Source organism: Salmonella sp. SAL00670, from assembly GCF_046552235.1.
GTDB classification, from domain to species: Bacteria; Pseudomonadota; Gammaproteobacteria; order Enterobacterales; family Enterobacteriaceae; genus Salmonella; species Salmonella enterica.
The window spans coordinates 67034-92446 of record NZ_JBGDUO010000001.1; the positions used below are offsets into that span (position 1 = coordinate 67034).

Genomic DNA, 25413 nt, shown 5'->3' on the forward strand with positions numbered 1-25413 from the left:
ATCCGCCTTTCGGGGCGGATTTTTTTTGCCTGAAACGTGCATTATTTTAGTGAAAAAATATCGCTGCCCAGATGGTTATAGTCCACTTTTTGTAATTTGAAATTGGTGATATAAACGGGCCCGGCTTTCTGTTCCGAAATAAATCGATAGCGATTTTTGATCTCTTTAGCGCTAATTCCTGTCCATTGCGAGAAAAAACTCAGGAAATCGTTCGCGGAACGGCGAGCTTTAATGATCCGATGCGCTTTACTGTCGCTGGATAGCACCATAAACGGCACCTGGAAGTTTTGCTGGAATTTGTCGTCATGCGCCAGGTACTGTACCGCTTTGCCGCGTTCTTTAAACGCCAGCCCGTGATCGGAGAAATAGACGAGCGAAAAACTGTCGCCGCTATGACGAAGCTGAGTATAGAGCTGACGGAGCAAATTGTCGGTTTGCGTCATGGTGTATAAATAACAAGACGTCTCTTTCGACTGGACAAACGTCGCGTATTTTCCCTGAGTACGGTCGCAGGCCTGGGGATGCGATCCCATTAAATGCAACACAATCAACTGCGGTTGCGTGCGTTCTGTCGCCAATACCTGCGCCGTCATGGTTAACAGCGCGTCGTCGCGAGTATTTTTATCCGCTTCAAAATCGCCGTTTTTCAGGAAATGCGCTTCATCGGCGCGTTTGGCGATACTGGCGATGGCCGTGTCGTATTCGCCGATTTGCCCCTGATTGGAAAACCACCATGTCTGAAAACCGGCGCGGTTAGCCAGCGTGACGAAATTATCCTGATACTGTGGTTTGTTAACCACCACGCGATTGAGCGTTAAACCGAGCGATTTTTGCGTTGAGCCGCTGGCGGCGATGTAATCCATAAAGAAGTCGCCATTCACATGGCTGGCGAAGGGGGTATTATCCCAGTGGCCGCCGAAAGCGCCCATGGCATCCCGTCGCGCGCTTTCACCAATCACCACGACATAGATGTGATATCTGGGTTTCACCGCAGTAACCGTCCAGCTATCTTTTATGCCGGATAGCTGCGCCATACGGTGCTGCTCTTCAATGACTTCGTTGTTATTGACGATAACGTCTTTGGCGAAGCGAAAAACCGGATAGCCGGTATCAATAACCTTAAAAACGCCGCCCCAGGCCAGATTTTGTATCGGCGCGACGAAAAATGCCGCGACGCTGATCAGCAGGCACAGGCTGTCGAGGCTATTCCAGCGCGGCCTGACCTCTTCTTTTCGGCGGCGAAGCGCAATAATACCCAGCGCAAAAATAAAAAGTCCGGTCAGGTAGCTATACCACGGGAAGATGGTCAGGATTTCGCTCGACTCTTCCATATTGGTGGAGTGCAGCGCCAGCAGCGTATTAAAGTTCGGCGCGCCGTAAGCCTGGCCAAAGGGAAAATAGCAAGCGGCTACCAGCGAACAGATGCCGAGCAGCGCTTTTTGTCCGCGGGGCAGGTAGCGCCAGAGCAACAGCAACAGGCAGGTAAACGCCGCGGTATAAAGCAGGCTAAAGGGGTAGCCGAGCGCGAGGTTAATCAGCAGCGACTGTAAAAAGTAGAGGCCCGCCCACGGGCTTACAGCCCGACGACGGGCCAGAAGTGAATCGATAAGGGTTGAATTCATATGCCACTATTGCAAAAACGCCATGTGCTAACCCTGGCGCGAAGGGTCATTACCTGCCTGATTATGCGTAAAAAAGGTATTGGGTTCGCAACGGCGAGTCGCAAAATATTCAGGGCTGCCAGAAGATAGAGCGTGCGGGTAAGAAGGTCAACCGCCGGAAAGAAAATGTTTTGCGAAGAGAATAGCAAAACCACAAAAAAACAGGGGAAATGGGCGCCATTTCCGTTGAGGATGCAAAATAAAGCGGCGTACCGCACCGCCGCGTTATTTCGTGGAAGGGTTATCCTGCTCCGGTTTGCCGTTGAGCATATCGCACAACATAGAGAGCAGCATTAACCGGACTTTAAAGGGAGAGTGACTGAACACGCGTATACACCTCTTAAATTCGTTCATATAAACCTCCTGATGTTTCTATCCCATCGATCCGTGAGGGATGTCTGCATTACATACAGATATAGCACAGGCTATGTTTTATAGCTATTGCTAAAACGTTAATTTTTTGTGCCCGGACAACTCTGGTTTACAATGAGCGCTCTGTCAGCTGACGCGTTAACGCGTCACAGAAACGAGGAAGCAAAATGGGTCGTCGCGCAGGTACGCCAACAACAAAAAAAGTGACGCAATTGGTGAACGTAGAAGAACACGTTGAAGGATTTCGTCAGGTCAGAGAGGCGCATCGCCGTGAGTTGATAGACGATTACGTTGAGCTGATTTCCGATTTAATTATTGAGGTAGGGGAAGCGCGTCAGGTGGATATGGCGGCTCGGCTCGGCGTCTCCCAGCCAACTGTGGCCAAAATGCTTAAGCGCCTGGCATCGTTAGGATTTATTCAAATGATCCCCTGGCGCGGCGTTTTTCTGACGCCGGAAGGGGAGAAGCTGGCGCAGGAAAGCCGCGAGCGGCACCAAATTGTCGAAAATTTTTTACTGGTATTAGGCGTAAGTCCGGAGATCGCGCGTCGTGATGCGGAAGGGATGGAACACCATGTCAGCCAGGAGACATTGGATGCCTTTTTGGCCTTCACTCAACAGCATGGAACATCTGCAGAATGAGTCTGGCCTTTTTACGGGCGCTGCGGCGTGACCGTTTTTTTCAGTTGTTGATCATTGTGGGGATGGCGTTAAGCCTGTTTGTTCCTTTTGCGCCCCGCGCCTGGCCTGACGCGATTGACTGGCACACCATTATTACCCTCAGTGGGTTAATGTTGCTCACTAAAGGCGTTGAGCTGAGCGGCTATTTTGATGTGCTGGGACGCAAGATGACGCGCCGATTTCATACCGAGCGGCAACTGGCGATGTTCCTGGTGCTGGCTGCGGCGGCGCTGTCGACCTTTCTGACAAACGATGTCGCGCTGTTTATCGTTGTGCCGCTGACGATAACGTTAAAAAAACTGTGCGCGATACCGGTCAACCGATTGATTATTTTTGAAGCGTTGGCGGTGAACGCCGGTTCGCTGCTGACGCCTGTCGGTAATCCGCAAAATATTCTGTTATGGGGACGCTCCGGCTTAAGCTTTGCTGAATTTAGCGGGCAAATGGCGCCGCTTGCCGTCATGATGATGCTGACGTTACTGCTCCTGTGCTGGTTTTGTTTTCCGGGTAGGGCGTTACAGTATCATACCGGTACGCGTTCGCCGCAGTGGCAGCCCCGTCTGGTGTGGAGTTGCCTGGCATTATATGTCGTTTTTCTTACCGCGCTGGAGCTCAGGCAAGAGTTATGGGGACTGGTGTTGGTGGCGGCTGGGTTTATTGTGCTGGCGCGCAGGGTGATAGTCAGCGTGGACTGGACGCTGCTGCTGGTATTTATGGCGATGTTTATTGATGTCCATCTGCTAACGCAATTGCCGGCGTTGCAGGGCGTTTTCAACCAGGTTGGCGCACTGTCTCACCTGGGGCTTTGGCTAACCGCTATCGGCCTGTCGCAGATTATCAGTAATGTGCCCAGTACCATTCTCCTGCTGAACTATGTACCGGCCTCGACGCTGCTGGCGTGGGCGGTGAATATCGGCGGGTTTGGTCTGCTGCCGGGGTCGCTGGCAAATCTTATTGCTTTACGGATGGCGAACGATCGCCGAATCTGGTGGCGATTTCATTTCTATTCGCTGCCGATGCTGGCATGGGCGGCGCTGGTGGGATATGGATTATTGCAACTGATGCCGTAAGAGAAGCCCGATAGTATCTATCGGGCTTCGCAGGCAGAGTCTGTCAGTTCAGACGAACCGGCACCCCGGAACGATCCTGAACTGCCTGTTGTACGACGGTCTGATCAACGTCAGGCTCGTTGGTGACGGCCAGGATACTCTTATTAAGCGTGATCGGCACCGCTTCCTTACCTTCAAACTGCGCTTCCGTCGTTGACAGCGGGTTATGCACCTCAATGTAACGGCTACCGTCCGGCTCGGTGGTGGCTTTTACCGGTTCATCGATAAACTGCACGCGGGTACCGACCGGCACATTTTCAAACAGGAATTTGATATCGTCGTTGCGCAGACGTACGCAGCCGTGGCTCACGCGAAGCCCGATGCCGAAGTTGGCGTTGGTGCCGTGAATAGCATACAGGCGACCGATGTACAGCGCGTACAGGCCCATCGGGTTATCCGGGCCCGCAGGCACGACCGCAGGCAGCGGCTCGCCGGCGGCGCGATATTCAGCGTGCATTTTTGCCGTAGGCGTCCAAGTCGGACCGGCTTTTTTACGTTCAACTTTGGTCGTCCAGTTGATAGGCGTGTCTTTACCTAACTGACCGATCCCAATCGGCAGGACGATAACGGTGTTTGTGCCTTTCGGGTAGTAATAGAGGCGCATTTCCGCGCTATTGATGATAATGCCTTCGTGTACGGTATCCGGCAGGATCAGCTGCTGCGGAATATTCAGCACGGTACCGCCCTTCGGCAGGAAGGTATCCACGCCCGGGTTGGCTTCCAGCATGTTGGACAGCCCCATCTGATACTCCGCGGCAAAATACTCCAGCGGCTGGGTATTGCCCTCAGGAACGGTGATGACCTGATTTTGCCCAATTAAACGGCTACCATCGGTAGGCAGCGGGTAAGTGACTGCTGAGGCTGTTTTACAAAAACCAACTACAGCGAAAGCCGCCGCGAAAAGCGTTGTTAATTTCATATTCATGTTATGCGAGATTCTGTGCCAAGCAGGCTAGTAGGTTGAGAATTCTGTCATGTTGGGAGCGCATTATAGGTGCATTCCAGTAAACAGGGAATTCAGATGTGTACGAAATCACGTTTTTTTCCCTTACGGTTCAGTGTAGCCCTTTGTACAGGGCGCGATCTTATTTCAGACTTGTGGCATAATAAGCGGTTTGTCACATCTTTTTTCAGGATAAGCCTGTGTTAGTTTCCAGCAACGTTACCATGCAGTTCGGCAGTAAGCCGCTGTTCGAAAACATTTCCGTCAAATTTGGCGGCGGCAACCGTTACGGCCTGATTGGCGCCAACGGTAGCGGAAAGTCCACTTTTATGAAAATCCTCGGCGGCGACCTGGAGCCGACGCTGGGCAATGTTTCCCTCGATCCGAATGAGCGCATCGGTAAGCTGCGTCAGGACCAGTTCGCTTTTGAAACATTCACCGTACTTGATACTGTCATTATGGGGCATGGCGAACTGTGGGAAGTCAAGCAGGAGCGCGACCGTATCTACGCCTTGCCGGAAATGAGCGAAGAAGACGGCTATAAAGTCGCCGATCTGGAAGTAAAATACGGCGAGATGGACGGTTATTCCGCTGAGGCGCGCGCGGGCGAACTGCTGTTGGGGGTGGGCATCCCGCTGGAGCAGCATTACGGTCTGATGAGTGAAGTCGCGCCAGGCTGGAAATTGCGTGTGCTGCTGGCGCAGGCGTTATTCTCTAATCCGGACATCCTGTTGCTCGACGAACCGACCAACAACCTGGATATTGATACTATCCGTTGGCTGGAGCAGGTGCTGAACGAGCGCGATAGCACGATGATCATCATTTCGCACGACCGTCACTTCCTGAACATGGTTTGTACGCATATGGCGGATCTGGATTACGGCGACTTGCGCGTCTATCCGGGTAACTATGATGAGTATATGACGGCGGCGACCCAGGCGCGTGAACGTCTGTTGGCCGATAATGCGAAGAAAAAAGCGCAAATTGCCGAGCTGCAATCTTTTGTTAGCCGTTTTAGCGCCAATGCCTCTAAATCGCGTCAGGCAACGTCGCGCGCGCGGCAGATTGATAAAATCAAGCTGGAAGAGGTGAAAGCCTCCAGCCGTCAGAACCCGTTCATCCGTTTTGAGCAGGATAAAAAACTGTTCCGTAACGCTCTGGAAGTGGAGGCGCTGACGAAAGGTTTTGATAACGGTCCGCTGTTTAAAAATGTCAATTTGCTGCTCGAAGTCGGGGAGAAGCTGGCGGTACTCGGCACCAATGGCGTGGGTAAATCTACGCTGCTGAAGACGCTGGTTGGCGATCTGGACGCCGATCACGGCACCGTTAAATGGTCGGAAAACGCGCGTATTGGTTACTACGCGCAGGACCACGAATATGAATTCGAAAATGACCTGACGGTGTTTGAATGGATGAGTCAGTGGAAACAGGAAGGCGACGACGAGCAGGCAGTGCGCAGTATTCTGGGCCGCCTGCTATTTAGCCAGGATGATATCAAAAAGCCTGCGAAAGTCCTCTCCGGTGGCGAGAAGGGCCGTATGCTGTTCGGCAAACTGATGATGCAAAAGCCGAATATCCTGATCATGGACGAACCGACTAACCACCTGGATATGGAGTCGATCGAATCGCTGAATATGGCGCTGGAGCTGTATCAGGGCACGCTGATCTTTGTTTCGCACGACCGTGAGTTCGTCAGCTCGCTGGCAACCCGCGTCATTGAAATTACGCCGGAGCGCGTGGTGGACTTCAGCGGCAACTACGACGATTATTTGCGTAGTAAAGGGATCGAGTAAGTTATTGTCTGTAGCCCCGATAGCGTCGGGGTTACAGAATGTTAACAAGGTAATTTTTATTTTTTCCGAATGCAATGTGAAAATTATATATACTCTTAGAGCCTATCCCATTAGGGCTATTTTACTTGCCATTTTGGACCTGGGCAGTGCTCGCCAAAACGCGTTAGCGTTTTGAACGCCGCTAGCGGCGGCCCGAAGGGCGAGCGTAGCGAGTCAAACCTCACGTACTACGTGTACGCTCCGGTTTTTGCGCGCTGTCCGTGTCCAAACTGGCTGCGCCAATAACGCCTGGTGGGATAGGCTCTTAATATTCTATTTTAAAATTAAATGAAAGAAGAGGATCTATCATAAAAATTGCGAATATATTTTGTGGTAAACATATTGTAATGTTATTTTCTTTATAAGAATTCAAGTGCTATTTTATATTCCTTTATTGTTCAACAAAAGGAATAAATATGAGCATTTTGGAACGCTTTTTTGGCCGTAAAGAAAAAAACTCATCTAATATACAAGGTGTTTTAGTAGCGAATGCTGAAATTGATAACCCACTAAGTTTAGTTGTTGTATTTGATACTCTCCCGGAAAATAATTCAAAAGAACTCACCCGCTTGTTGCGTAATTATCATTCCAGTATGAAACAGGCAACGTGTGAACTTGTCCCTGAACTGGATTTTTTTGGTTTAGCAGGATGGGGTAAGCATGTAATATCGATGGTTGGATTTAAAACGCCTTACCCTCAGGAATCAATCGAACAATGCGTCGCGCCAGCTCATTATCCCCAGGAAGTAAAAGAGCAAGTACGGGCAACCAGTGCAAATATTATTTTATATTATAAGGGGTATGATACTTCACCTTTAGAGCAATATGTTGCGTTGGCTGTGGTTGCAGGTGCATTAAGTAGCATGGGGGCTGTCGCTGTATTAAATGAATCGGCTCACACTTCATTACCTGCGGGGGTATTTAAGTCTCAGGAGTTGGGTAAGCATAGTCTGGAAATGTTGCGTGAAGGTTTCCCGCTGACCTCTCTATTTTGTGGATTTGTGAAATATGAAGTTGAGGATATCGAAGGCGTATGGATGCGTACCTATGGTGCTGATTGCTTTGGGCTACCAGATTTCGCAGCACACGCACAAGGTCATCACGAAGGGCAAAAATATTCTGATATTTTCAATAATGTTCTGCGTTACCTGCTTGAAAGTGGAGCAGAAATGGCTGCCGGGCATACCATGCAAGTCGGTAAAACGACATTTATGAAACTGCGCGATCCCCTTGACGATGAATATTACTTACAGGGGCCTGGAACCACATTAGTGGTTGAACTGATTGAAGAAGATGAGTGTAATGCTCATTGAGAAATCGGGGCAATTGCCCCGACTCTCGTTAAAGTGTAAACGGCACTTTATTTTCCAGCACCGCCTGAATCACATTCAGTGCGCCTTCATGCTTATTATTATCGGTAGCGTAACGGGCGATTTGTTTAATGTTTTCTGCGGCATTGTCCATCGCAAAGGAATAATGCGCCATTTTTAGCATCTCTGCGTCATTGCCGCTGTCGCCAATCGCTACCATATTTTGTGGCGACAGATCCCAGCGTTTGAGTAACCGCGAAATACCGTTTGCTTTATGCAGGCCGGGAATAATCAGATCGATAAAGCCAAAACCACTTGTGACGGGCTTCATAATGCCATCGAGCGTAACGTGTAGTTTGTCGATCATTAACGGGATTTGTTCATCCGGTAGGTTGAGCGAAAACTTGAACAGTACGTCATCAATCTCCTGATAATCTTTTACGGGTTTCAGGCGATGGTTGTGTTTTGCCATCAGGGTAACGAGTGCTTCTGGCGCATTTTCGCTGACATATGCACTTTGCAGACCGCAGGCGACAAAATTAAGTTGCTTATATTTCAGCAACTCGCCAATAACAATCCGCGATTCATGCCGGGTCAGTTCGCCGTGGAACAGTTGCTTGCCATGTTCGTAAACCAGTGCGCCGTTTTCCGCGACAAAAGAGATCTCATCCTTTAGCTCAGGAAAGAACGAAATAAGCTGGTAATACTGATTACCGCTGGCGACAACGAACTCAATGCCGCGCTTTTTCAGTTCCTGAAATTACGCCGGAGCGCGTGGTGGACTTCAGCGGCAACTACGACGATTATTTGCGTAGTAAAGGGATTGAAAGCTAAACACTGACGCCCGGTGGCGCTGTGCTTACCGGGCCTACGTATCCTGGCGCGTAGGTTCGGTAAGACGGGTGCGCCCAGGCAAAGGGCACACCGCAGGTGAGCGGGCAGGGCGGTACGACCGTCAAACGTCCATACCTAATGCCCGTTTACCGTGAATATTCAGATCGCGCAGCGTGAAACGCCCTTCCCAGGTGGTTTCATAGTCCTCGGGCGGGAAATCGCCCGGTGATGCGCCTGTCTCCAGCGCCGCTTTCACCTTACGCGCATAGGCCAGATTTTTCTCACACATTGGCGCGGCAGGAATGTACATCACATTGCCCCAGCCCTGCTGATTTTCGACGGGGGCGACGGAGTGGATGACATCGCAATGCCACCACACGGAATCCCCGGCTTCCAGCGGCGGAATGCTGGTTAACGCCGCCATCAGTAAAGGATGCCACTGTTCAGAAATCGGCAGCACCCGGCCCGGCGCGACGCCGCATAATTCATCTTCCGGGACATCATCCAGCAGCGGGCGCAGCAGAATATACGCCATCGCCTCCGGGATAGGGACGACATGAAGCAACCCCTGACCGGGCAGCATATCGGAGAGCGCGGTCCAGCCCTGGAAGGTGCGAAATACCGAGCATTTTGTGGTGTTATCCACCGTGTACTCTTCAACGTCGGTACGGTGCGCCGCATTCCACGGATCGTACTGCTCGACGTTGCCGTTAAACACGCTGGCGAATACCTGCTGATAGGCTGGCAGCAGCCAGCGTTCCAGCGCGCCGGAGTCGGTATGCGCTCCCAGTCCTTTGGATGTGGTGCCCGGCGGGCGGCGACGGATGCGATCCGGGTAAATGATGCTGATATCCGGATTAAACCATCGCTTGCCGTCGTGCTCTACCTGCCACAGACGGTTGAGGAACGACTGCGCCAGCGCCATCTCTTCACTTTGGCGGGCCTGCATTTGCGCCTGCGACCAGTAGACAGGATAGATTTCAGGCCGGGAGGCGCTCAGCGTACCGAAAAAATTATCCCCCGGTCCTTTATACACCTCGTCAAAATGGTTCTTGTCCAGATAGTCGAGCATCGACTGGTCCCATGCCAGCGCCTGTTCGCGTGGAAAATGACCTTTAATCACCGCGCACCCGCGGCGCTTAACCTCGGCGCGGGTGGCATCGCTAATGTTGCCCATCGCCAGTTCGCTAAAAGGGATAATTGGCCATACCGGCTGCCCCTGCGCCTTCAGATCGTTAATTTCCGCCACCCGGGCTGCTATGGTGGCGCTCAAACGGTCGAACACCGCCTGTACGTCGCCGATTTGCGCGCGTAGCGCCTGCTTCATCTGACGAATGGCCGCTTTTGGGTCGGCGGGCAGCGTTTCGTGGGTAAAAGGAGTTGTCATATCAACCTCACCATCCTTCGTTCGAAAGTAAAATTAGTTACATCTGATACTTTAAGTTAAAATAAGGTTAATGCAAGTTTAAAATATTGCAGGAGCGCACAAAGAGGGAAGCGAGAGGAAAACGTAAGGTGGCCAGGACGCCTTAATGTCTTATGCGGCTATTCCTTTCGTTCAGCCACTTTTCATTCGAAATAAATTTGTGGTTCTGCTCACATTGTTATTAAAATGTTTCTGGTCGCAGTTACAGCCAGGAGCTTAAGTATGACCGTTAACGTTGTCGTTACCGATATGGACGGCACTTTTCTCGACGATGCCAAGCAGTACGATCGTGTACGCTTCATGGCGCAATACCAGGAACTGAAAAAACGTAATATCGAATTTGTGGTCGCCAGCGGTAATCAGTACTACCAGTTGATCTCCTTCTTCCCCGAGCTGAAAGACGAAATTTCCTTTGTCGCAGAAAATGGCGCGCTGGTGTATGAACATGGCAAGCAGTTGTTTCACGGGGAGCTAACCCGGCATGAATCGCGGATTGTGATTGGCGAACTGCTGAAGGATAAGCAGCTTAACTTCGTCGCCTGCGGTCTGAAAAGCGCTTATGTCAGCAAAAACGCTCCCGAGACTTTCGTGGCGCTGATGGCCAAACATTATCACCGCCTGCAGCCGGTAAACGATTATCACGACATTGACGATATCCTGTTTAAGTTCTCCCTGAATTTGCCCGATGAACAAATTCCGCTGGTTATCGACAAACTGCACGTATCTTTGGATGGCATCATGAAGCCCGTCACCAGTGGCTTCGGTTTTATCGACCTGATTATCCCGGGACTGCATAAAGCGAATGGCATCAGTCGTCTGTTAAAGCGCTGGAACAGGTCGCCACAGAATGTCGTCGCCATTGGCGACAGCGGTAATGATGCGGAAATGTTGAAAATGGCGCATTACTCTTTTGCCATGGGCAATGCCGCAGACAATATCAAAGCGCTTTCACGTTATCACACTGATGATAATAACCATCAAGGCGCGCTCAACGTCATTCAGGCCGTGCTTGACGGCACCGATCCCTTCTGATTAACAGGCCTGCGTAGGCCTGTTAAGCGTAGCGCCATCAGGCAGTTCGGACATATTGCCGATGGCGCCAGGGCAAATTACAGCATATGTTCGGTACGGGCGATGATATCGTCCTGCGCGTCCGGTGACAGCGCGGTGAAGAAGGCGGAGTAGCCTGCCACACGCACGACCAGATCGCGGTACTGGTCCGGATGTTTTTTCGCATCCAGCAGCGTTTCGCGTGACACGATGTTGTACTGAATATGCCAGCCTTTATGCACCTCAAAGAACGTCCGTAGCAGAACCATCAGTTTCTGTTTGTCGGATTCGTTTTCCAGCGTCGTTGGGTTCAGTTTCTGATTGAGCAGCACGCCGCCGAGAATGGAACCGGTAGGTAATTTGCCTACGGAACCAATCACCGCCGTCGGGCCGAGATGATCCGTACCTGATGCAGGGCTTGCGCCTTCCGCCAGCGGTGTATGCGCTTTGCGACCATCCGGGGTAGCCATAGTCGCGGCGCCAAACGGCACGTTTGCTGAGATAGAGGACGTACCGGCGTAATAGTTGCCGCCCACAGGGCCACGACCGTAGCGCGGGTTATGGTATTGCTTCAGCTCATCAATATAGGTCTGATAAGCGCGCGCCAGCAGGGTATCGACACTGTCATCGTCGTTACCGTACTTCGGCGCGCCGTTAATCAGACGCTGGCGCAGCTGCTCATGGGTCAGCCCGTCAAAGTCATCGGCCAGCGCGGCGGCAAGCTGCTGTTGACCGATAACGCCCTGTTCGAAGACCAGTTTTTTCACGGCGGCGAGGCTGTTGCCCAGGTTGGCGATACCGACCTGGAGACCGGATACCCAGTCATATTTAGCGCCGCCTTGCTTGATACTCTTCGCGCGTTCAATACAGTCATCTACCAGCGCTGAGCACAGAATATCGTGGACGTTCTCTTCCAGCATGGTGTCGACCACATACTCAATTTCGATCGATTTGCGCGTGTAGTAGCGAATTTGGGTATCCCAGGCGGCCATCACTTCGTCAAAATTGTTAAAGTTGCCTGCGGAGAGCGCCTTTTCCTGCGGCAGAAATACCTTGCCGCTGGTGGCGTCGCGACCGCCTTCCAGCGCCGCCAGCATGACGCGGGCGAAGTTAATAAAGCTCATGCCGGTGCAGCGATAACCCCATTTCCCGCCGACGGCGGTTTCGATACAGCCGATCGCCGCGTAATCGTAAGCGTCCTGTGGTTCGATCCCCAACTTGATAAATTCCGGGATGACGATTTCATCATTGTTAAACGCCGGCATCCCAAAGCCGCAGCGGATGACCTGGACGCAGGCGTCAAGGAAATCGTTACTCATTCCGGCGTGATAACGCACACTGAGGTTGGGCTGGGTAGAACGCAGACGTCCACAGGACTCCAGAATGGCGTAAGACAGCGGATTCACTGCGTCCATTGGCTGACCGTTGATGAGATTCTGACCGCCAATGGTGACGTTTTGATATAGCGGGCTGCCTGCGGAAGCTTTGGAGTGCGAACCGGAGCGGATCTTGTTTACTTCCAGCAGTTTCAGCCAGCAGCTGTGCAGCAGTTCAATGGCGTGCTCACGATCCAGAGTCTGGTTTAGTTCGACATCGCGACGATAATAGGGGTAAAGATACTGGTCCATACGACCAAATGACACCGAGTGACCGTTAGACTCAATTTGTAGAATCAGTTGGATGAAGTAGCACAATTGCAGTGCTTGCCAGAAGGTCTGCGGCGGTTGGTGGGCGATCACCTCGCAGTTTTCGGCGATGGTAAGTAGCTCTTTACGACGGCTTTCACGGGACTCTTCGCCTGCCATCTGGCGCGCCAGCGCGGCAAAGCGCGTGATGTGCTGGCTTACCGCATCCAGCACAATATCAATCGCCTTCAGGAACTGCTCGCCATGCAGATCTTCCAGCACGGTAAGGTTGATGCGTGAGCGGCGCTCGGCGACTTTATCGCGCAGGCCATCAAGCCCTTTTTCCAGCAGCAGCGGGAAGTTCACCGCCAGGTGCGCGTCACCGGAAGTCATATTACCTTCGGCTTTGATAATGCCAGTCGCCAGAAGCCCTTTTTGTTCATCGGTAAACATGCCGTAGCAGCGATCCTGGACGGTTTGACCGCGCCACCACGGACAGACGTCGTGCAGAATACGTTTGTTTTCTTCACTTACGGAAAAACCTGCGCCGGGCCGGTCTGCCAGGTCGTCGATCTCTTTTTCAATCCACGAGACGGTATATTCCGGGAAAATCGGCGCGGCGCGGACTTCACTTGCCTGGTTGCCGACGATCAGTTCATCGTGTTTTATCCAGATAGTGCGTTCCGCCAGGTGATGGGCCAGCGCCAGCGCGCGGCGTACCGGAATCGGTTTATCCAGATGCTGCTGATACATTTCGGTATAATGCTGCGCGCGCTCGGTACAGACCGGCGGTTTCACGATATGTACCAGCGCGGTTTTGTGCGCCTTAATGCGGTCACTGAGCGTGTCCAGTTTCAGTTGGGTCATGATAATTATCCTCGTAGGGTCGCGGTTAAACCTTTTTGGCAGGCGTACTTCTGGGCAAAATCAAGTAACGCCGGCGCATCCAGTGGTTTATCCGGGGCATGATAGGGCTGACTGAGTAAGTGGTATTTATTGATGCCCAGCGTGTGGTAGGGCAGAAAATGAATTTCCCCGACGTGCAGTTCGTCGGCGGCAAAGTCGGTAATGGCTTTAATGGTCTCCTCATCGGCATTAAATCCCTGAATCAGCGGGACGCGAATCACCATTTTTTTGCCCGCGGCGGCGAGTTTCCTGAGATTTTCCAGCACCCGCGAGGCGCTGCCATCGGTCCACTGCTTAAACGGCCCGTCGGCGACATGCTTCAAATCAGCCAGAAACAGATCGATATAAGGCAGTGAGGGCGCAATGTATTTCCATGGAACATGCAGACAGGTCTCAACCGCTGTATGAATACCGGCGTCATGGCTGGCTTTAAACAGCTCTGCCGCCAGTTCCGGCTGCATAAACGGTTCGCCGCCAGAAAGCGTAAGACCGCCGCCGCTGCGATCGTAAAAAGGTTTATCGCGCAGTACCGTCGCCATGATCTCATCCACGCTTTTTATTTCGCCGCACACGGTTAACGCCTGTGTGGGGCAGCAATGCGCCAGGACTGAAAAATGGGCGTCGGTCAGTTTCTCGCGATGGATGAGCAGGCCGTTTAGCGCGCGCTCAATGACGTCCGGCGCGGCTTGCGCGCACAGGTCGCATCCTTCAAGACACAGCCGCGCGTCGTATAACAGATCCTGAGCGCGGGCGCGGCTTTCCGGGTTCTGGCACCAGCGACAGCCCAACGAACAGCCTTTGAGAAATACTACGGTACGGATACCGGGGCCATCGTGGGTAGAATAGCGCTGAATATTGAAGATCATAAACGGCCTCTCTTATTTCATATAAAGATTAAATTACTTTCGAATGAAAGTTATCTTGATGTGCGTCAACGAATGGAGAGGTTCTGACAAAGAGGCGTTAAATGAGGTACAACATCACGGTTTGAGGTTGTGGTATGGCGTTTAAGATGATGCCGCGCTGCTTGAGCCGATCGTCAGTCGGAGCTTGGGTAAGCTGGCTTTGCGTCTGATGACAGTAATTATCTGTTGATACAGCACGGCCATAAACCGTGCTTCGGTATGTTTATCCGTAAAGTGGCTACTGTCCGCAGACTTCACAGCCGGGGTTGCGTATCAACTTCATTTCGCGGAACTGACAGGTCATCGCATCGTACATGACGATTTTTCCGCTAGCGGGCTGACCGTAATGCGCCAGCAGCTTAATGGCCTCCATTGCCTGTAGCGAACCGATCACGCCAATCAGTGGCGCCATCACCCCTGCCTCTACGCAGGTCAGAGCGTTTTCGCCAAACAGACGGCTCAGGCAGCGGTAACAGGGTTCGTTTTCCCGATACGTAAAGACGGTAACTTGTCCTTCCATACGAATTGCCGCGCCGGAGATTAGCGGCACTTTCGCGGTATAGCACCCGGCGTTAAGTTGATTACGTACGCTAACGTTATCAGTACAGTCCAGTACCAGCGAATGCCCGGCAATCAGGCTGGTCATAGCGTCGTCGTCCAGCCGCGCGTTAACGGGCGTAATGGTAATATGCGGGTTGATTCGCGCCAGCGCGTCGCGGGCGGACTCAACCTTTGGCTGCCCGACCGTGGCGTCGCTGTGCAAGGTTTGACGCTGGAGATTGGAAACGGAAACGGTATCAAAATCGAGTAGCGTCAGTTGCCCGACGCCAGCGCCGGCCAGATACTGCGTTGCCGCGCAGCCGAGTCCGCCCAGCCCGACCACTAATACCCGCGCATCTTTTAACGCTTCCTGCCCTTCAAAATCGAAGCCGCGCAGAATAATTTGTCGGTTATAGCGCAGCATCTCCTGGTCGCTAAGTTCCGCCATTACAGGCCTCCGAACAGAGCATTAAACGGCTCGACTTCCACCCATTCTCCCGGCTCAACATTGCCGCGTTCACGCTCCAGCACAATAAAGCAGTTGCCCAGACTAAACGAGCTGAAAATATGTGAACCCTGGTGTCCGGTGGTCGTGACCTCCAGTTCGCCGTTGGCGCTACGTTGCAGGATGCCGCGCTGGAAATCGAGACGCCCTGGCGTTTTCTTCAGACGAGATGTTGTGCGTACACGCTGGCGCGGCGGTACAGCGCTTGCCGTATTGCCGCCAAGCTTCGCCAGTAAGGGCTGAACCAGTTGATAAAAAGTGAGCGCCGCAGAGACTGGATTCCCCGGCAGGCCACAGAACCAGCTATTACTGAGCTTGCCGAAGGCAAACGGTTTGCCTGGCTTGATAGCCAGCTTCCAGAAGGCGATTTCGCCCAGCTCCTCAAGGATGGTTTTGGTATAGTCCGCTTCACCAACCGAGACGCCGCCGGAGCTTATCACTACATCGGCCTGGCTGTCGGCGTCGATAAACGCGGCGCGAAGCTTACCGGGATCGTCAGGAATAATGCCTAAATTGATCACTTCGCAGCCAAGCTGTTGCAGCATCAAATGTATAGTTAGACGGTTAGTGTCATAAATTTGTCCCGCCTCCAGCGGCTGGCCCGGAAGCTGGAGCTCGTCGCCGGTCGAGAACAGCGCTACGCGCACTTTACGTACAACCTGTGCATCGGCAATTCCCAGCGACGCCAGCACTGGCAGTTCGGCAGTAGTCAGGCGCGTACCGGCCGGAAAGACCACCGCATCCTGGCGAATATCCTCGCCGCGGCGGCGGATGTTTTGTCCGCAACGAACATCGGCGGTAAAACGCACGCCGTCATCGGTTTGTTCCGTCTGCTCTTGCATAACTACCGCCTCGCAACCTGTCGGCACCGGGGCGCCGGTCATAATGCGAATGCAGGTGCCCGCAGGCCACTCTCCCTGGTAAGGCTGACCGGCAAATGCTTTGCCGGCGACGGGCAGCGGCTTATCGGCGGACAAATCCGCCATACGTACCGCATAACCATCCATAGCTGAATTATCAAAGCCGGGAACATCGAGGGGAGAAACGATATCGGTCGCCAGGATGCGGCCAAAGCAGTTCACCAGCGGCAACGTTTCTACGGCGGTGAGCGGGGTAATACGTGAAAGCATCTGTGTCAGCGCCGTTTCAAGCGGCATCAATCCGGCGGAAAATTCCATGAACATACTCCTGCGAGGCAAAATCGAATCCGGCTATTATGTCAGAAAACAGTGGCGGGCAGTATGCTACCTCGGTCTTAGAGACGGCCTTGCGCCTTTACATACCTTACGCATCTTTCTATATTCAAAAATCGAATGAATAACTCACAACAATTCTGATAGTTATAGTAAAAGTTGTGTGCCACCGTAATGGACCCTAAAAATGAATAAAGCAGTGATTGCGATTCACGGCGGCGCAGGCGCGATTGCTCGCGCGCAAATGAGCCATGAGCAGGAGCTACGCTATATCCAGGCGTTGTCAGAGATTGTTGAAAGCGGGCAAAAGATGCTGGAAGCGGGTGACAGCGCGCTTGATGTAGTGACGGAAGCGGTGCGTCTGCTGGAAGCGTGTCCGCTCTTCAATGCGGGTATCGGCGCGGTCTATACCCGAGACGGGACTCATGAACTGGATGCCTGCGTGATGGACGGCAATACCCTGAAAGCCGGAGCCGTCGCGGGCGTGAGTCATGTTCGCCATCCTGTGCTCGCCGCCAGGCTGGTGATGGAGCGCAGCCCGCATGTACTCATGGTGGGGGAAGGGGCGGAAAACTTTGCCTTTTCACAGGGGATGGCGCGCGTTTCGCCGGATATCTTTTCCACCCCGGCGCGTTACGAGCAATTGCTGGCGGCGCGTGCGGCGGGCGAAATGGCGCTCGATCACAGCGGCGCGCCGCTGGACGAAACGAAAAAAATGGGTACAGTCGGCGCGGTGGCGCGGGATAAATTCGGCAATCTGGCGGCGGCAACGTCTACCGGCGGGATGACCAATAAATTGCCCGGGCGCGTCGGCGACAGCCCGCTGGTCGGCGCCGGGTGTTATGCCAACAACGCCAGCGTCGCCGTTTCCTGTACCGGAACGGGAGAGGTCTTTATTCGCACGCTCGCGGCTTACGATATCGCCGCATTGATGGAATATGGCGGACTCAGCCTTGCCGACGCCTGTGAGCGCGTGGTGATGGAAAAATTACCGGCGCTGGGCGGCAGCGGTGGATTAATCGCCGTTGATCACGAAGGTAATGTCGCGTTGCCGTTTAACAGCGAAGGGATGTATCGCGCCTGGGGATATGCCGGGGATACGCCTACCACAGGAATTTACCGGGAATAAGGAGCCGCAGGTGCCGCACAGCGATGAACTGGATAGCCGCGATGTTCTGTCCGTCAGTGGCCTGAATATCGCGTTTCACCACGAAGGGCAACAGGTAGACGCCGTGCGTAATGTGTCATTACGCCTGAAGCGTGGAGAGACTCTGGCGATTGTCGGCGAGTCGGGCTCGGGAAAATCGGTGACGGCGCTGGCGTTAATGCGGCTGATTGAGCAGTCGGGCGCGAACGTGCGCTGCGGCGAAATGCTGTTGCGTCGGCGTAATCGCCAGGTGATTGAGCTGTCTGAGCAGAGTGACGCGCAGATGCGGCGTGTGCGCGGCGCGGATATCGCCATGATTTTCCAGGAGCCAATGACCTCGCTCAACCCGGTATTTACCGTTGGCGAGCAAATTGCCGAATCTATTCGTTTGCATCAGGGCGCCAGCCACGAAGAGGCGCTGGCGGAAGCGAAACGTATGCTCGATCAGGTACGGATCCCGGAGTCGCAGGCGATTTTATCGCGTTATCCGCATCAGCTTTCCGGCGGGATGCGCCAGCGAGTCATGATCGCGATGGCGCTATCCTGCCGTCCGGCGGTATTGATTGCCGATGAACCCACCACGGCGCTGGATGTCACTATCCAGGCGCAAATTCTGCAACTTATCAAAGTGTTGCAGCAAGAGATGTCGATGGGCGTGATTTTTATCACCCACGACATGGGCGTCGTGGCGGATATCGCCGATCGCGTACTGGTGATGTATCAGGGCGAGGCCGTGGAAACCGGCAGCGTAGAGCAGATTTTCCATGCGCCGACGCATCCTTATACCCAAACGTTACTGGCCGCCGTCCCTCAGCTTGGCGCGATGCGCGGCCACTCGCTGCCACGCCGTTTCCCGTTGATTTCCGCTGACGAACTGGCCCTTTATGAATCGCAGATTGAGCAAGACACGGTGGTGGAAGGCGAGCCTATTCTCCAGGTTCGGGGGCTGGTGACGCGATTCCCGCTGCGTAGCGGTCTCTTTAACCGCGTTACGCGTGAAGTTCATGCCGTTGAGAATATCAGTTTCGATCTCTGGCCCGGCGAAACGCTATCGCTGGTGGGCGAGTCCGGTAGCGGAAAATCGACGACCGGACGCGCGCTGCTGCGGTTGGTTGAATCCCGGCAGGGGGAGATTATCTTTAACGGCCAGCGCATTGACACGCTGTCTGCGGGTAAACTCCAGCCGTTGCGCCGCGATATTCAGTGTATTTTCCAGGACCCTTACGCCTCGCTCGACCCGCGCCAGACCGTGGGGTATTCCATTATGGAACCTTTACGGATTCATGGTCTGGGGCAGGGGGACGCTGCGGCAAAGCGCGTGGCCTGGTTGCTTGAGCGTGTCGGATTACGTCCTGAACATGCCTGGCGTTATCCGCATGAGTTTTCCGGCGGTCAACGTCAGCGCATCTGCATTGCTCGCGCGTTGGCATTGAATCCTAAAGTGATTATTGCCGATGAGGCGGTCTCCGCGCTGGATGTTTCCGTTCGCGGGCAGATCATTAATTTACTGCTCGATTTACAACGGGAAATGGGGATCGCCTACCTGTTTATTTCGCATGATATGGCGGTCGTGGAGCGAATTAGCCATCGCGTGGCGGTGATGTATCTTGGTCAAATTGTTGAGATGGGGCCGCGGCGCGCCGTTTTTGAAAATCCGCAGCATCCTTATACGCGTAAATTGATGGCGGCGGTGCCGGTTGCCGATCCCTCCAGACACCGGCCGCGGCGCGTTCTGCTATCAGATGATATACCCAGCAATATTCATAAACGTGGCGAAGAGACGCCCGCCGTTTCATTACAGTTGGTCGGGCCGGGACATTATGTTGCGCGGCCGCTGCAGGATAATGCGCTCTCGCGCTTATAACATTCAGACAGGCAGGGTTTCAGGAGAACAACATGACGCAATTTATTACGCATAAATGGCTGGCGGCGCTGGGACTGGCCTCATCCATTGCGGCTTTTCCGGCCCTGGCGGCCAAAGATGTGGTGGTGGCGGTAGGGTCTAATTTCACCACGCTCGATCCGTATGACGCCAACGATACGCTCTCGCAGGCGGTGGCGAAGTCATTTTATCAGGGGCTGTTTGGCCTGGATAAAGACATGAAGGTAAAAAACGTCCTGGCGAAAGGCTATACCGTTTCTGATAACGGTCTGACCTACACCATTACCCTACGACAGGGGGTGAAATTTCAGGACGGCGCGGATTTTGATGCGGCGGCGGTGAAAGCGAATCTCGATCGCGCCAGCAATCCGGATAACCACCTCAAGCGTTATAACCTGTATAAAAATATCGCAAAAACGGAGGTTGTCGATCCGGCAACGGTAAAAATTACCCTGAAACAGCCGTTCTCCGCTTTCATTAATATTCTGGCGCACCCGGCGACGGCGATGATCTCGCCGCAAGCGCTGGAAAAATATGGCAAGGATATTGGTTTTCATCCGGTCGGTACCGGTCCATACCAGCTTGAAACCTGGAATCAGACCGACTTTGTCAAAGTGAAAAAGTTCGCCGGTTACTGGCAGCAGGGCTTACCCAAGCTGGATTCTATTACCTGGCGTCCGGTTACTGACAACAATACCCGCGCGGCGATGCTGCAAACCGGCGAAGCGCAATTTGCTTTTCCTATCCCTTATGAGCAGGCCGCGTTACTGGCGAAAAATAAAAACCTCGAACTGGTCGCCAGCCCGTCCATTATGCAGCGTTATATCAGTATGAATGTGACGCAGAAGCCGTTTGATAATCCTAAGGTGCGTGAGGCGTTGAATTACGCTATCAATCGTCAGGCGCTGGTTAAAGTGGCGTTTGCCGGATACGCCACGCCGGCGACGGGCGTGGTGCCGCCGTCGATAGCCTATGCGCAAAGCTATCAGCCGTGGCCCTATGATCCGGCTAAAGCGCGCGAACTGTTGAAAGAGGCGGGGTATCCAGACGGTTTCAGTACCACGCTGTGGTCATCGCACAACCATAGCACCGCGCAAAAAGTGTTGCAGTTTACCCAACAGCAACTGGCGCAGATTGGCGTTAAAGCCCGGATAACCGCGATGGACGCCGGCCAGCGCGCCGCGGAAGTCGAGGGCAAAGGGCAAAAAGAGAGCGGCGTGCGAATGTTCTATACAGGCTGGTCGGCGTCGACGGGCGAAGCTGACTGGGCGTTATCGCCGCTCTTCGCATCACAAAACTGGCCGCCGACGCAGTTTAATACCGCTTTTTACAGCAACAAGCAGGTCGACAGCGATTTGGCGGCGGCCTTAAAGACCAACGATCCGCAGGAGAAAACACGATTGTACAAAGAGGCGCAGGATATTATCTGGAAAGAGTCGCCCTGGATACCGTTGGTGGTGGAGAAATTGGTTTCTGCGCACAGTAAAAATTTGACCGGTTTCTGGATTATGCCGGATACCGGTTTCAGCTTTGACGATGCGGATTTGAAGTAAGTAATGCGATGGGGCTGGATGGCGCGCGCGTTGTCCGCCATCCGGTAAAAGGTTCGTGTGATGCTTAACTATGTTCTCAAGCGCCTGCTGGGATTAATTCCTACGCTGTTGATTGTGGCAGTGCTGGTGTTTTTATTTGTTCATTTGTTGCCCGGCGACCCGGCGCGGCTGATAGCCGGACCGGAAGCCGACGCGCAGGTGATCGCGCTGGTTCGTCAGCAGCTGGGGCTTGATCAGCCGCTTCATGTCCAGTTTTGGCATTACATCACCCATGTTTTACAAGGCGATTTCGGGACGTCAATGGTTTCCCGCCGCCCGGTTTCTGAGGAGATCGCCAGCCGCTTTTTGCCGACGCTGTGGCTGACGATAACCAGTATGATATGGGCGGTGCTGTTTGGCATGGCGATCGGCATCGCCGCCGCCGTGTGGCGTAATCGCTGGCCTGACCGGTTAGGAATGACGCTTGCCGTGACCGGCATTTCTTTTCCGGCTTTTGCGCTGGGAATGTTGTTAATGCAGATTTTTTCCGTGGATCTGGGCTGGCTACCGACCGTGGGGGCGGATAGCTGGCAACATTATATTTTACCTTCCCTGACGCTTGGCGCGGCGGTGGCATCCGTCATGGCGCGTTTTACGCGCTCCTCGTTTGTCGATGTCCTGAGCGAGGATTACATGAGGACCGCGCGGGCGAAAGGCGTCAGTGAAACGTGGGTGGTGTTAAAACATGGCCTGCGCAATGCAATGATCCCGGTCGTCACCATGATGGGACTGCAATTTGGCTTTTTGCTTGGCGGCTCGATCGTCGTTGAAAAAGTGTTTAACTGGCCGGGGCTTGGGCGATTACTGGTCGACTCCGTCGACATGCGCGACTACCCCGTGATTCAGGCAGAAGTGCTGCTGTTTTCTCTGGAATTTATTCTTATCAACTTAGTGGTGGATGTTCTCTATGCCGCCATTAATCCGGCTATCAGGTATAAGTAAGGATGCGATTATTTAACTGGCGCCGTCAGGCGATTTTACATGCTATGCCGGTGGTAAAACCCGACCAGATACGCACGCCGTGGCGGGAGTTCTGGCGTCGTTTTCGCCGCCAGCATGTCGCGTTGGTCGCCGGGGGATTCGTACTGGCGTTAATTCTGGTGGCGATTTTTGCCCGTTGGCTGACGCCCTACGATGCGGAAAACTATTTTGACTACGATAGCCTGAACAATGGCCCCTCTTTGCAGCACTGGTTTGGCGTTGACTCGCTGGGAAGAGACATCTTTAGCCGGGTTCTCGTTGGGGCGCAGATCTCACTGGCGGCGGGCGTGTTCGCGGTATTTATCGGCGCGATAATCGGTACGGTGTTGGGATTACTGGCGGGATATTATGAAGGCTGGTGGGATCGTTTTATTATGCGCATTTGCGATGTGTTGTTCGCCTTCCCCGGCATTTTGCTGGCGATTGCCGTTGTGGCGGTGTTAGGCAGCGGTATTGCTAATGTGATCGTTGCGGTGGCGATTTTTTCTATTCCGGCGTTTGCTCGTCTGGTGCGCGGAAATACCCTGGTCTTAAAACAGCAGACGTTTATTGAGTCTGCCCGCAGTATCGGCGCCAGCGACACGACGATTTTGTTTAGCCATATATTGCCGGGAACGGTCTCGTCAATTGTGGTTTTCTTTACGATGCGTATCGGTACGTCAATTATTTCCGCGGCAAGCCTGTCATTTCTCGGATTAGGCGCGCAGCCGCCAACGCCGGAGTGGGGAGCGATGCTCAATGAAGCGCGGGCGGATATGGTCATCGCGCCGCACGTAGCGCTCTTCCCGGCGGTGGCGATTTTCCTGACTGTGCTGGCGTTTAACCTGTTAGGCGACGGGTTGCGCGATGCGCTGGACCCGAAGATTAAGGGGTAAGCCAGCCCGGTGGCGTTGACGCCTGGCGGGCCTGGAACGGTCTCGTCAGGCGGGATAACACATCCGGCACCCGCGCCGGGGGAGGTGGCGTTAAACCCGACTGCCCCACAAATCATATTCGTCGGCGTTTTCCACTTTCACGCGCACGATATCGCCCGGCTTGACGTTGGTTTCGCCGTTCAAATAGACCGCGCCGTCAATTTCCGGCGCATCCGCCATGCTACGCCCGATAGCGCCTTCTTCGTCAACCTCATCGACGATCACCAGAATTTCGCGGCCCACTTTTTCCTGCAAGCGCTCAGCGGAGATTTGCTGTTGCAGTTGCATAAAGCGGTTCCAGCGCTCTTCTTTCACCTCTTCCGGCACCTGATCCGGCAGCTCATTCGCGCCTGCGCCTTCCACCGGGCTGTACTTGAAGCAGCCTACACGATCGAGGCGCGCCTCTTTCAGGAAGTCGAGCAGCATCTGGAAGTCTTCTTCCGTTTCGCCGGGGAAGCCGACAATAAAGGTGGAGCGTAGGGTCAGTTCCGGGCAGATTTCGCGCCACTGCTTAATGCGCGCCAGCTGGCGGTCAACGGAACCAGGACGTTTCATCAGTTTAAGAATCCGCGGGCTGGCATGTTGCAGCGGAATGTCCAGATAAGGCAGGATTTTGCCTTCCGCCATTAGCGGAATCACATCATCAACGTGTGGGTAGGGGTAGACGTAGTGCAGACGTGTCCAGACGCCCAGTTTTGATAACTGTTCGCACAGGCTCACCATACTGGTTTTCACCGGTTCGCCATTATGGAATCCGGTGCGGTGCTTCACATCTACGCCGTAGGCGGAGGTATCTTGCGAAATCACCAGAATCTCTTTGACCCCGGCATCAACCAGACGTTTCGCTTCGCTTAATACGTCGCCAATCGGACGGCTGACCAGATCCCCGCGCATCGACGGGATGATGCAGAACGTGCAGCGGTGATTACAGCCTTCAGAAATTTTCAGATACGCATAATGGCGCGGCGTCAGTTTTACACCCTGTTCCGGTACGAGGCTTAAAAATGGATTGTGCTTCGGCTTCGGTACGTAATGATGTACGTGCTGCAGAACTTGCTCATAGCTATGCGGCCCGGTGATTTCCAGTACTTTCGGATGCACTTCGCGGATCTGATCTTCTTTTGCGCCCAGGCAGCCGGTGACGATTACCTTACCGTTTTCGTTCAGCGCTTCGCCAATGGCTTCCAGCGACTCTTGTACCGCGCTGTCAATAAAGCCACAGGTATTAACGATAACCATATCCGCATCGTCATAGCGTGGCACAACGTCATAGCCTTCGGTACGCAGCTCAGTCAGGATGCGTTCCGAATCAACGAGGTTTTTCGGACAGCCCAGGGAAACGAAGCCGATCTTTGGCTGGTGGGTTACATTACTCATAGCTTAAAAAGTGTTCATTTATTGGAATGGTCAGGGCAGGGATTCTACAGATATCCGAACAAAAATTGTATCGCAATCTCATCGGGAGCGGCGGCATCAACCGTTGTGGTTATCAGCAAAAGGTGAAAAAGGGCAATTCTAAGAAAATTCTTGATCTCTGACACCCATTTGTCTAAAAAACGACCATACTATTAAGTTGAACCCTGGTAGAAAAGAGGAGGAAAAAAGGTATGGTCGTTGACAGACTGAGAACCGATCTTCTCAACAAGCTGATAAACGCGCGTATCGATCTTGCCGCTTATCTGCAATTGCGAAAAGCGAAGGGGTATATGTCAGTCAGCGAAAGTGACTCTCTGCGTGACAATTTTTTTGAACTGAATCGCGAGCTCCACGATCAATCCTTACGGCAGGGACTGCATCTCGATCAGGAAGAGTGGAACGCGCTGCGCCGTGCCGAAGGCGCGCTTGCAGCCGCCGCCGTTTGTTTAATGAGCGGACACCATGATTGTCCGACCTTTATTGCCGTCAACGCAGATAAACTTGAAAACTGTCTGACAACTTTGACGCTGAGTATTCAGAGTCTGAAAGCACATTCACCGCTTACACAGGTCTGAATAAGGGGGAGGCGA

Annotated in this window: 20 protein-coding genes and 2 pseudogenes; 12 read left to right on the top strand and 10 right to left on the bottom strand. The window is 53.4% G+C overall.

Translation table 11 applies throughout. The features are described 5' to 3' along the window. Positions 1-41 precede the first annotated feature (41 nt). Together ACLJRS_RS00330 and mntS are read right to left on the bottom strand one after the other, a co-directional pair. The gene (locus ACLJRS_RS00330) at positions 42-1622 is read right to left on the bottom strand and encodes a phosphoethanolamine transferase (RefSeq protein ID WP_001089322.1); all 1581 of its coding nucleotides are present in this window, start codon (positions 1620-1622) and stop codon (positions 42-44) included. Positions 1623-1886: 264 nt separating this feature from the next. Continuing rightward, on the bottom strand, positions 1887-2015 hold the full coding sequence (gene mntS / locus ACLJRS_RS00335; RefSeq protein WP_001670439.1) for a manganase accumulation protein MntS: 129 nt from the start codon (positions 2013-2015) through the stop codon (positions 1887-1889). Positions 2016-2200: 185 nt separating this feature from the next. On the opposite strand from mntS, the gene mntR reads away from it, so the two are divergent. Further along, on the top strand, positions 2201-2674 hold the full coding sequence (gene mntR / locus ACLJRS_RS00340) for a manganese-binding transcriptional regulator MntR (protein WP_000533542.1): 474 nt from the start codon (positions 2201-2203) through the stop codon (positions 2672-2674). Then, positions 2671-3783 (top strand): anion transporter, encoded by a 1113-nt coding sequence (locus ACLJRS_RS00345; RefSeq protein ID WP_000050086.1) that lies wholly within the window; start codon positions 2671-2673, stop codon positions 3781-3783. The genes mntR and ACLJRS_RS00345 overlap by 4 nt, the downstream gene beginning before the upstream one ends. Before the next feature lie 43 nt (positions 3784-3826). Here the strand turns inward: ACLJRS_RS00345 and ldtB are convergent, their stop codons facing one another. Then, complete coding sequence (ldtB, locus tag ACLJRS_RS00350) at positions 3827-4747, bottom strand: L,D-transpeptidase (protein WP_001056405.1); 921 nt, start codon at positions 4745-4747, stop codon at positions 3827-3829. Between the two features lie 218 nt (positions 4748-4965). On the opposite strand from ldtB, the gene ACLJRS_RS00355 reads away from it, so the two are divergent. Continuing rightward, positions 4966-6558: an ABC-F family ATPase gene (locus ACLJRS_RS00355; protein WP_000961479.1), complete on the top strand. Its 1593-nt coding sequence runs from the start codon at positions 4966-4968 to the stop codon at positions 6556-6558. Between the two features lie 608 nt (positions 6559-7166). Next, positions 7167-7910 (top strand): DUF4261 domain-containing protein, encoded by a 744-nt coding sequence (locus ACLJRS_RS00360; RefSeq protein WP_077905610.1) that lies wholly within the window; start codon positions 7167-7169, stop codon positions 7908-7910. A gap of 28 nt (positions 7911-7938) precedes the next feature. Here ACLJRS_RS00360 and ACLJRS_RS00365 read toward each other — a convergent pair. Then, positions 7939-8667: pseudogene (locus ACLJRS_RS00365) on the bottom strand (Cof-type HAD-IIB family hydrolase); the annotation flags it as partial. Between ACLJRS_RS00365 and ACLJRS_RS00370 the strand changes: the two are divergent. Next, positions 8658-8741 (top strand): annotated as a pseudogene (locus ACLJRS_RS00370) (hypothetical protein); the annotation flags it as partial. The pseudogenes ACLJRS_RS00365 and ACLJRS_RS00370 sit on opposite strands and share 10 nt — an antisense overlap. A 121-nt stretch (positions 8742-8862) precedes the next feature. Here ACLJRS_RS00370 and ACLJRS_RS00375 read toward each other — a convergent pair. Further along, the gene (locus tag ACLJRS_RS00375; protein WP_410957734.1) at positions 8863-10128 is read right to left on the bottom strand and encodes a DUF1479 domain-containing protein; all 1266 of its coding nucleotides are present in this window, start codon (positions 10126-10128) and stop codon (positions 8863-8865) included. A gap of 261 nt (positions 10129-10389) precedes the next feature. On the opposite strand from ACLJRS_RS00375, the gene ACLJRS_RS00380 reads away from it, so the two are divergent. Beyond that, positions 10390-11199, top strand: a complete 810-nt coding sequence (locus tag ACLJRS_RS00380) for a Cof-type HAD-IIB family hydrolase (RefSeq protein WP_000217910.1) — start codon at positions 10390-10392, stop codon at positions 11197-11199. A gap of 77 nt (positions 11200-11276) precedes the next feature. Here ACLJRS_RS00380 and ACLJRS_RS00385 read toward each other — a convergent pair whose 3' ends face one another. The 4 genes from ACLJRS_RS00385 to moeA form a co-directional block, all read right to left on the bottom strand. Beyond that, positions 11277-13709, bottom strand: a complete 2433-nt coding sequence (locus ACLJRS_RS00385; protein ID WP_000192661.1) for a glycyl radical protein — start codon at positions 13707-13709, stop codon at positions 11277-11279. 5 nt (positions 13710-13714) lie between these two features. Further along, positions 13715-14614 carry a glycyl-radical enzyme activating protein gene (locus ACLJRS_RS00390; RefSeq protein ID WP_000576954.1) on the bottom strand — a complete coding sequence of 300 codons (900 nt, stop codon included), beginning with the start codon at positions 14612-14614 and terminating at the stop codon, positions 13715-13717. Between the two features lie 277 nt (positions 14615-14891). Next, the gene (gene moeB, locus ACLJRS_RS00395) at positions 14892-15641 is read right to left on the bottom strand and encodes a molybdopterin-synthase adenylyltransferase MoeB (protein WP_000829278.1); all 750 of its coding nucleotides are present in this window, start codon (positions 15639-15641) and stop codon (positions 14892-14894) included. Continuing rightward, positions 15641-16876 carry a molybdopterin molybdotransferase MoeA gene (moeA, locus tag ACLJRS_RS00400; protein ID WP_000395782.1) on the bottom strand — a complete coding sequence of 412 codons (1236 nt, stop codon included), beginning with the start codon at positions 16874-16876 and terminating at the stop codon, positions 15641-15643. Before moeA ends, moeB begins: the two co-directional genes overlap by 1 nt. 202 nt (positions 16877-17078) lie before the next feature. On the opposite strand from moeA, the gene iaaA reads away from it, so the two are divergent. From iaaA to gsiD, 5 genes are read left to right on the top strand one after another with little or no spacing between them, the layout of a single operon-like run. After that, positions 17079-18020 (top strand): beta-aspartyl-peptidase, encoded by a 942-nt coding sequence (gene iaaA / locus ACLJRS_RS00405; RefSeq protein ID WP_001030503.1) that lies wholly within the window; start codon positions 17079-17081, stop codon positions 18018-18020. 10 nt (positions 18021-18030) lie between these two features. After that, positions 18031-19902: a glutathione ABC transporter ATP-binding protein GsiA gene (gene gsiA, locus ACLJRS_RS00410; protein ID WP_001120582.1), complete on the top strand. Its 1872-nt coding sequence runs from the start codon at positions 18031-18033 to the stop codon at positions 19900-19902. A gap of 32 nt (positions 19903-19934) precedes the next feature. Then, positions 19935-21473 carry a glutathione ABC transporter substrate-binding protein GsiB gene (gsiB, locus tag ACLJRS_RS00415; protein WP_000191442.1) on the top strand — a complete coding sequence of 513 codons (1539 nt, stop codon included), beginning with the start codon at positions 19935-19937 and terminating at the stop codon, positions 21471-21473. Positions 21474-21533: 60 nt separating this feature from the next. Beyond that, positions 21534-22454, top strand: a complete 921-nt coding sequence (gene gsiC, locus ACLJRS_RS00420; protein WP_000936064.1) for a glutathione ABC transporter permease GsiC — start codon at positions 21534-21536, stop codon at positions 22452-22454. Between the two features lie 2 nt (positions 22455-22456). Beyond that, the gene (gene gsiD, locus ACLJRS_RS00425; RefSeq protein WP_001236024.1) at positions 22457-23368 is read left to right on the top strand and encodes a glutathione ABC transporter permease GsiD; all 912 of its coding nucleotides are present in this window, start codon (positions 22457-22459) and stop codon (positions 23366-23368) included. Between the two features lie 90 nt (positions 23369-23458). Here the strand turns inward: gsiD and rimO are convergent, their stop codons facing one another. Next, positions 23459-24784, bottom strand: a complete 1326-nt coding sequence (gene rimO, locus ACLJRS_RS00430; protein ID WP_000073317.1) for a 30S ribosomal protein S12 methylthiotransferase RimO — start codon at positions 24782-24784, stop codon at positions 23459-23461. 230 nt (positions 24785-25014) lie between these two features. Here rimO and bssR point away from each other — a divergent pair, with 230 nt between their 5' ends. Then, the gene (bssR, locus tag ACLJRS_RS00435) at positions 25015-25398 is read left to right on the top strand and encodes a biofilm formation regulator BssR (RefSeq protein WP_000259648.1); all 384 of its coding nucleotides are present in this window, start codon (positions 25015-25017) and stop codon (positions 25396-25398) included. Positions 25399-25413 lie beyond the last annotated feature (15 nt).

Bases quoted from the DNA above. Each gene is read 5' to 3' on its own strand.
- ACLJRS_RS00330 (WP_001089322.1), bottom strand. From the start codon at position 1,622: ATGAATTCAACCCTTATCGATTCACTTCTGGCCCGTCGTCGGGCTGTA.
- mntS (WP_001670439.1), bottom strand. From the start codon at position 2,015: ATGAACGAATTTAAGAGGTGTATACGCGTGTTCAGTCACTCTCCCTTT.
- mntR (WP_000533542.1), top strand. From the start codon at position 2,201: ATGGGTCGTCGCGCAGGTACGCCAACAACAAAAAAAGTGACGCAATTG.
- ACLJRS_RS00345 (WP_000050086.1), top strand. From the start codon at position 2,671: ATGAGTCTGGCCTTTTTACGGGCGCTGCGGCGTGACCGTTTTTTTCAG.
- ldtB (WP_001056405.1), bottom strand. From the start codon at position 4,747: ATGAATATGAAATTAACAACGCTTTTCGCGGCGGCTTTCGCTGTAGTT.
- ACLJRS_RS00375 (WP_410957734.1), bottom strand. From the start codon at position 10,128: ATGACAACTCCTTTTACCCACGAAACGCTGCCCGCCGACCCAAAAGCG.
- ACLJRS_RS00380 (WP_000217910.1), top strand. From the start codon at position 10,390: ATGACCGTTAACGTTGTCGTTACCGATATGGACGGCACTTTTCTCGAC.
- ACLJRS_RS00385 (WP_000192661.1), bottom strand. From the start codon at position 13,709: ATGACCCAACTGAAACTGGACACGCTCAGTGACCGCATTAAGGCGCAC.
- ACLJRS_RS00390 (WP_000576954.1), bottom strand. From the start codon at position 14,614: ATGATCTTCAATATTCAGCGCTATTCTACCCACGATGGCCCCGGTATC.
- moeB (WP_000829278.1), bottom strand. From the start codon at position 15,641: ATGGCGGAACTTAGCGACCAGGAGATGCTGCGCTATAACCGACAAATT.
- moeA (WP_000395782.1), bottom strand. From the start codon at position 16,876: ATGGAATTTTCCGCCGGATTGATGCCGCTTGAAACGGCGCTGACACAG.
- iaaA (WP_001030503.1), top strand. From the start codon at position 17,079: ATGAATAAAGCAGTGATTGCGATTCACGGCGGCGCAGGCGCGATTGCT.
- gsiB (WP_000191442.1), top strand. From the start codon at position 19,935: ATGACGCAATTTATTACGCATAAATGGCTGGCGGCGCTGGGACTGGCC.
- gsiC (WP_000936064.1), top strand. From the start codon at position 21,534: ATGCTTAACTATGTTCTCAAGCGCCTGCTGGGATTAATTCCTACGCTG.
- gsiD (WP_001236024.1), top strand. From the start codon at position 22,457: ATGCGATTATTTAACTGGCGCCGTCAGGCGATTTTACATGCTATGCCG.
- rimO (WP_000073317.1), bottom strand. From the start codon at position 24,784: ATGAGTAATGTAACCCACCAGCCAAAGATCGGCTTCGTTTCCCTGGGC.
- bssR (WP_000259648.1), top strand. From the start codon at position 25,015: ATGGTCGTTGACAGACTGAGAACCGATCTTCTCAACAAGCTGATAAAC.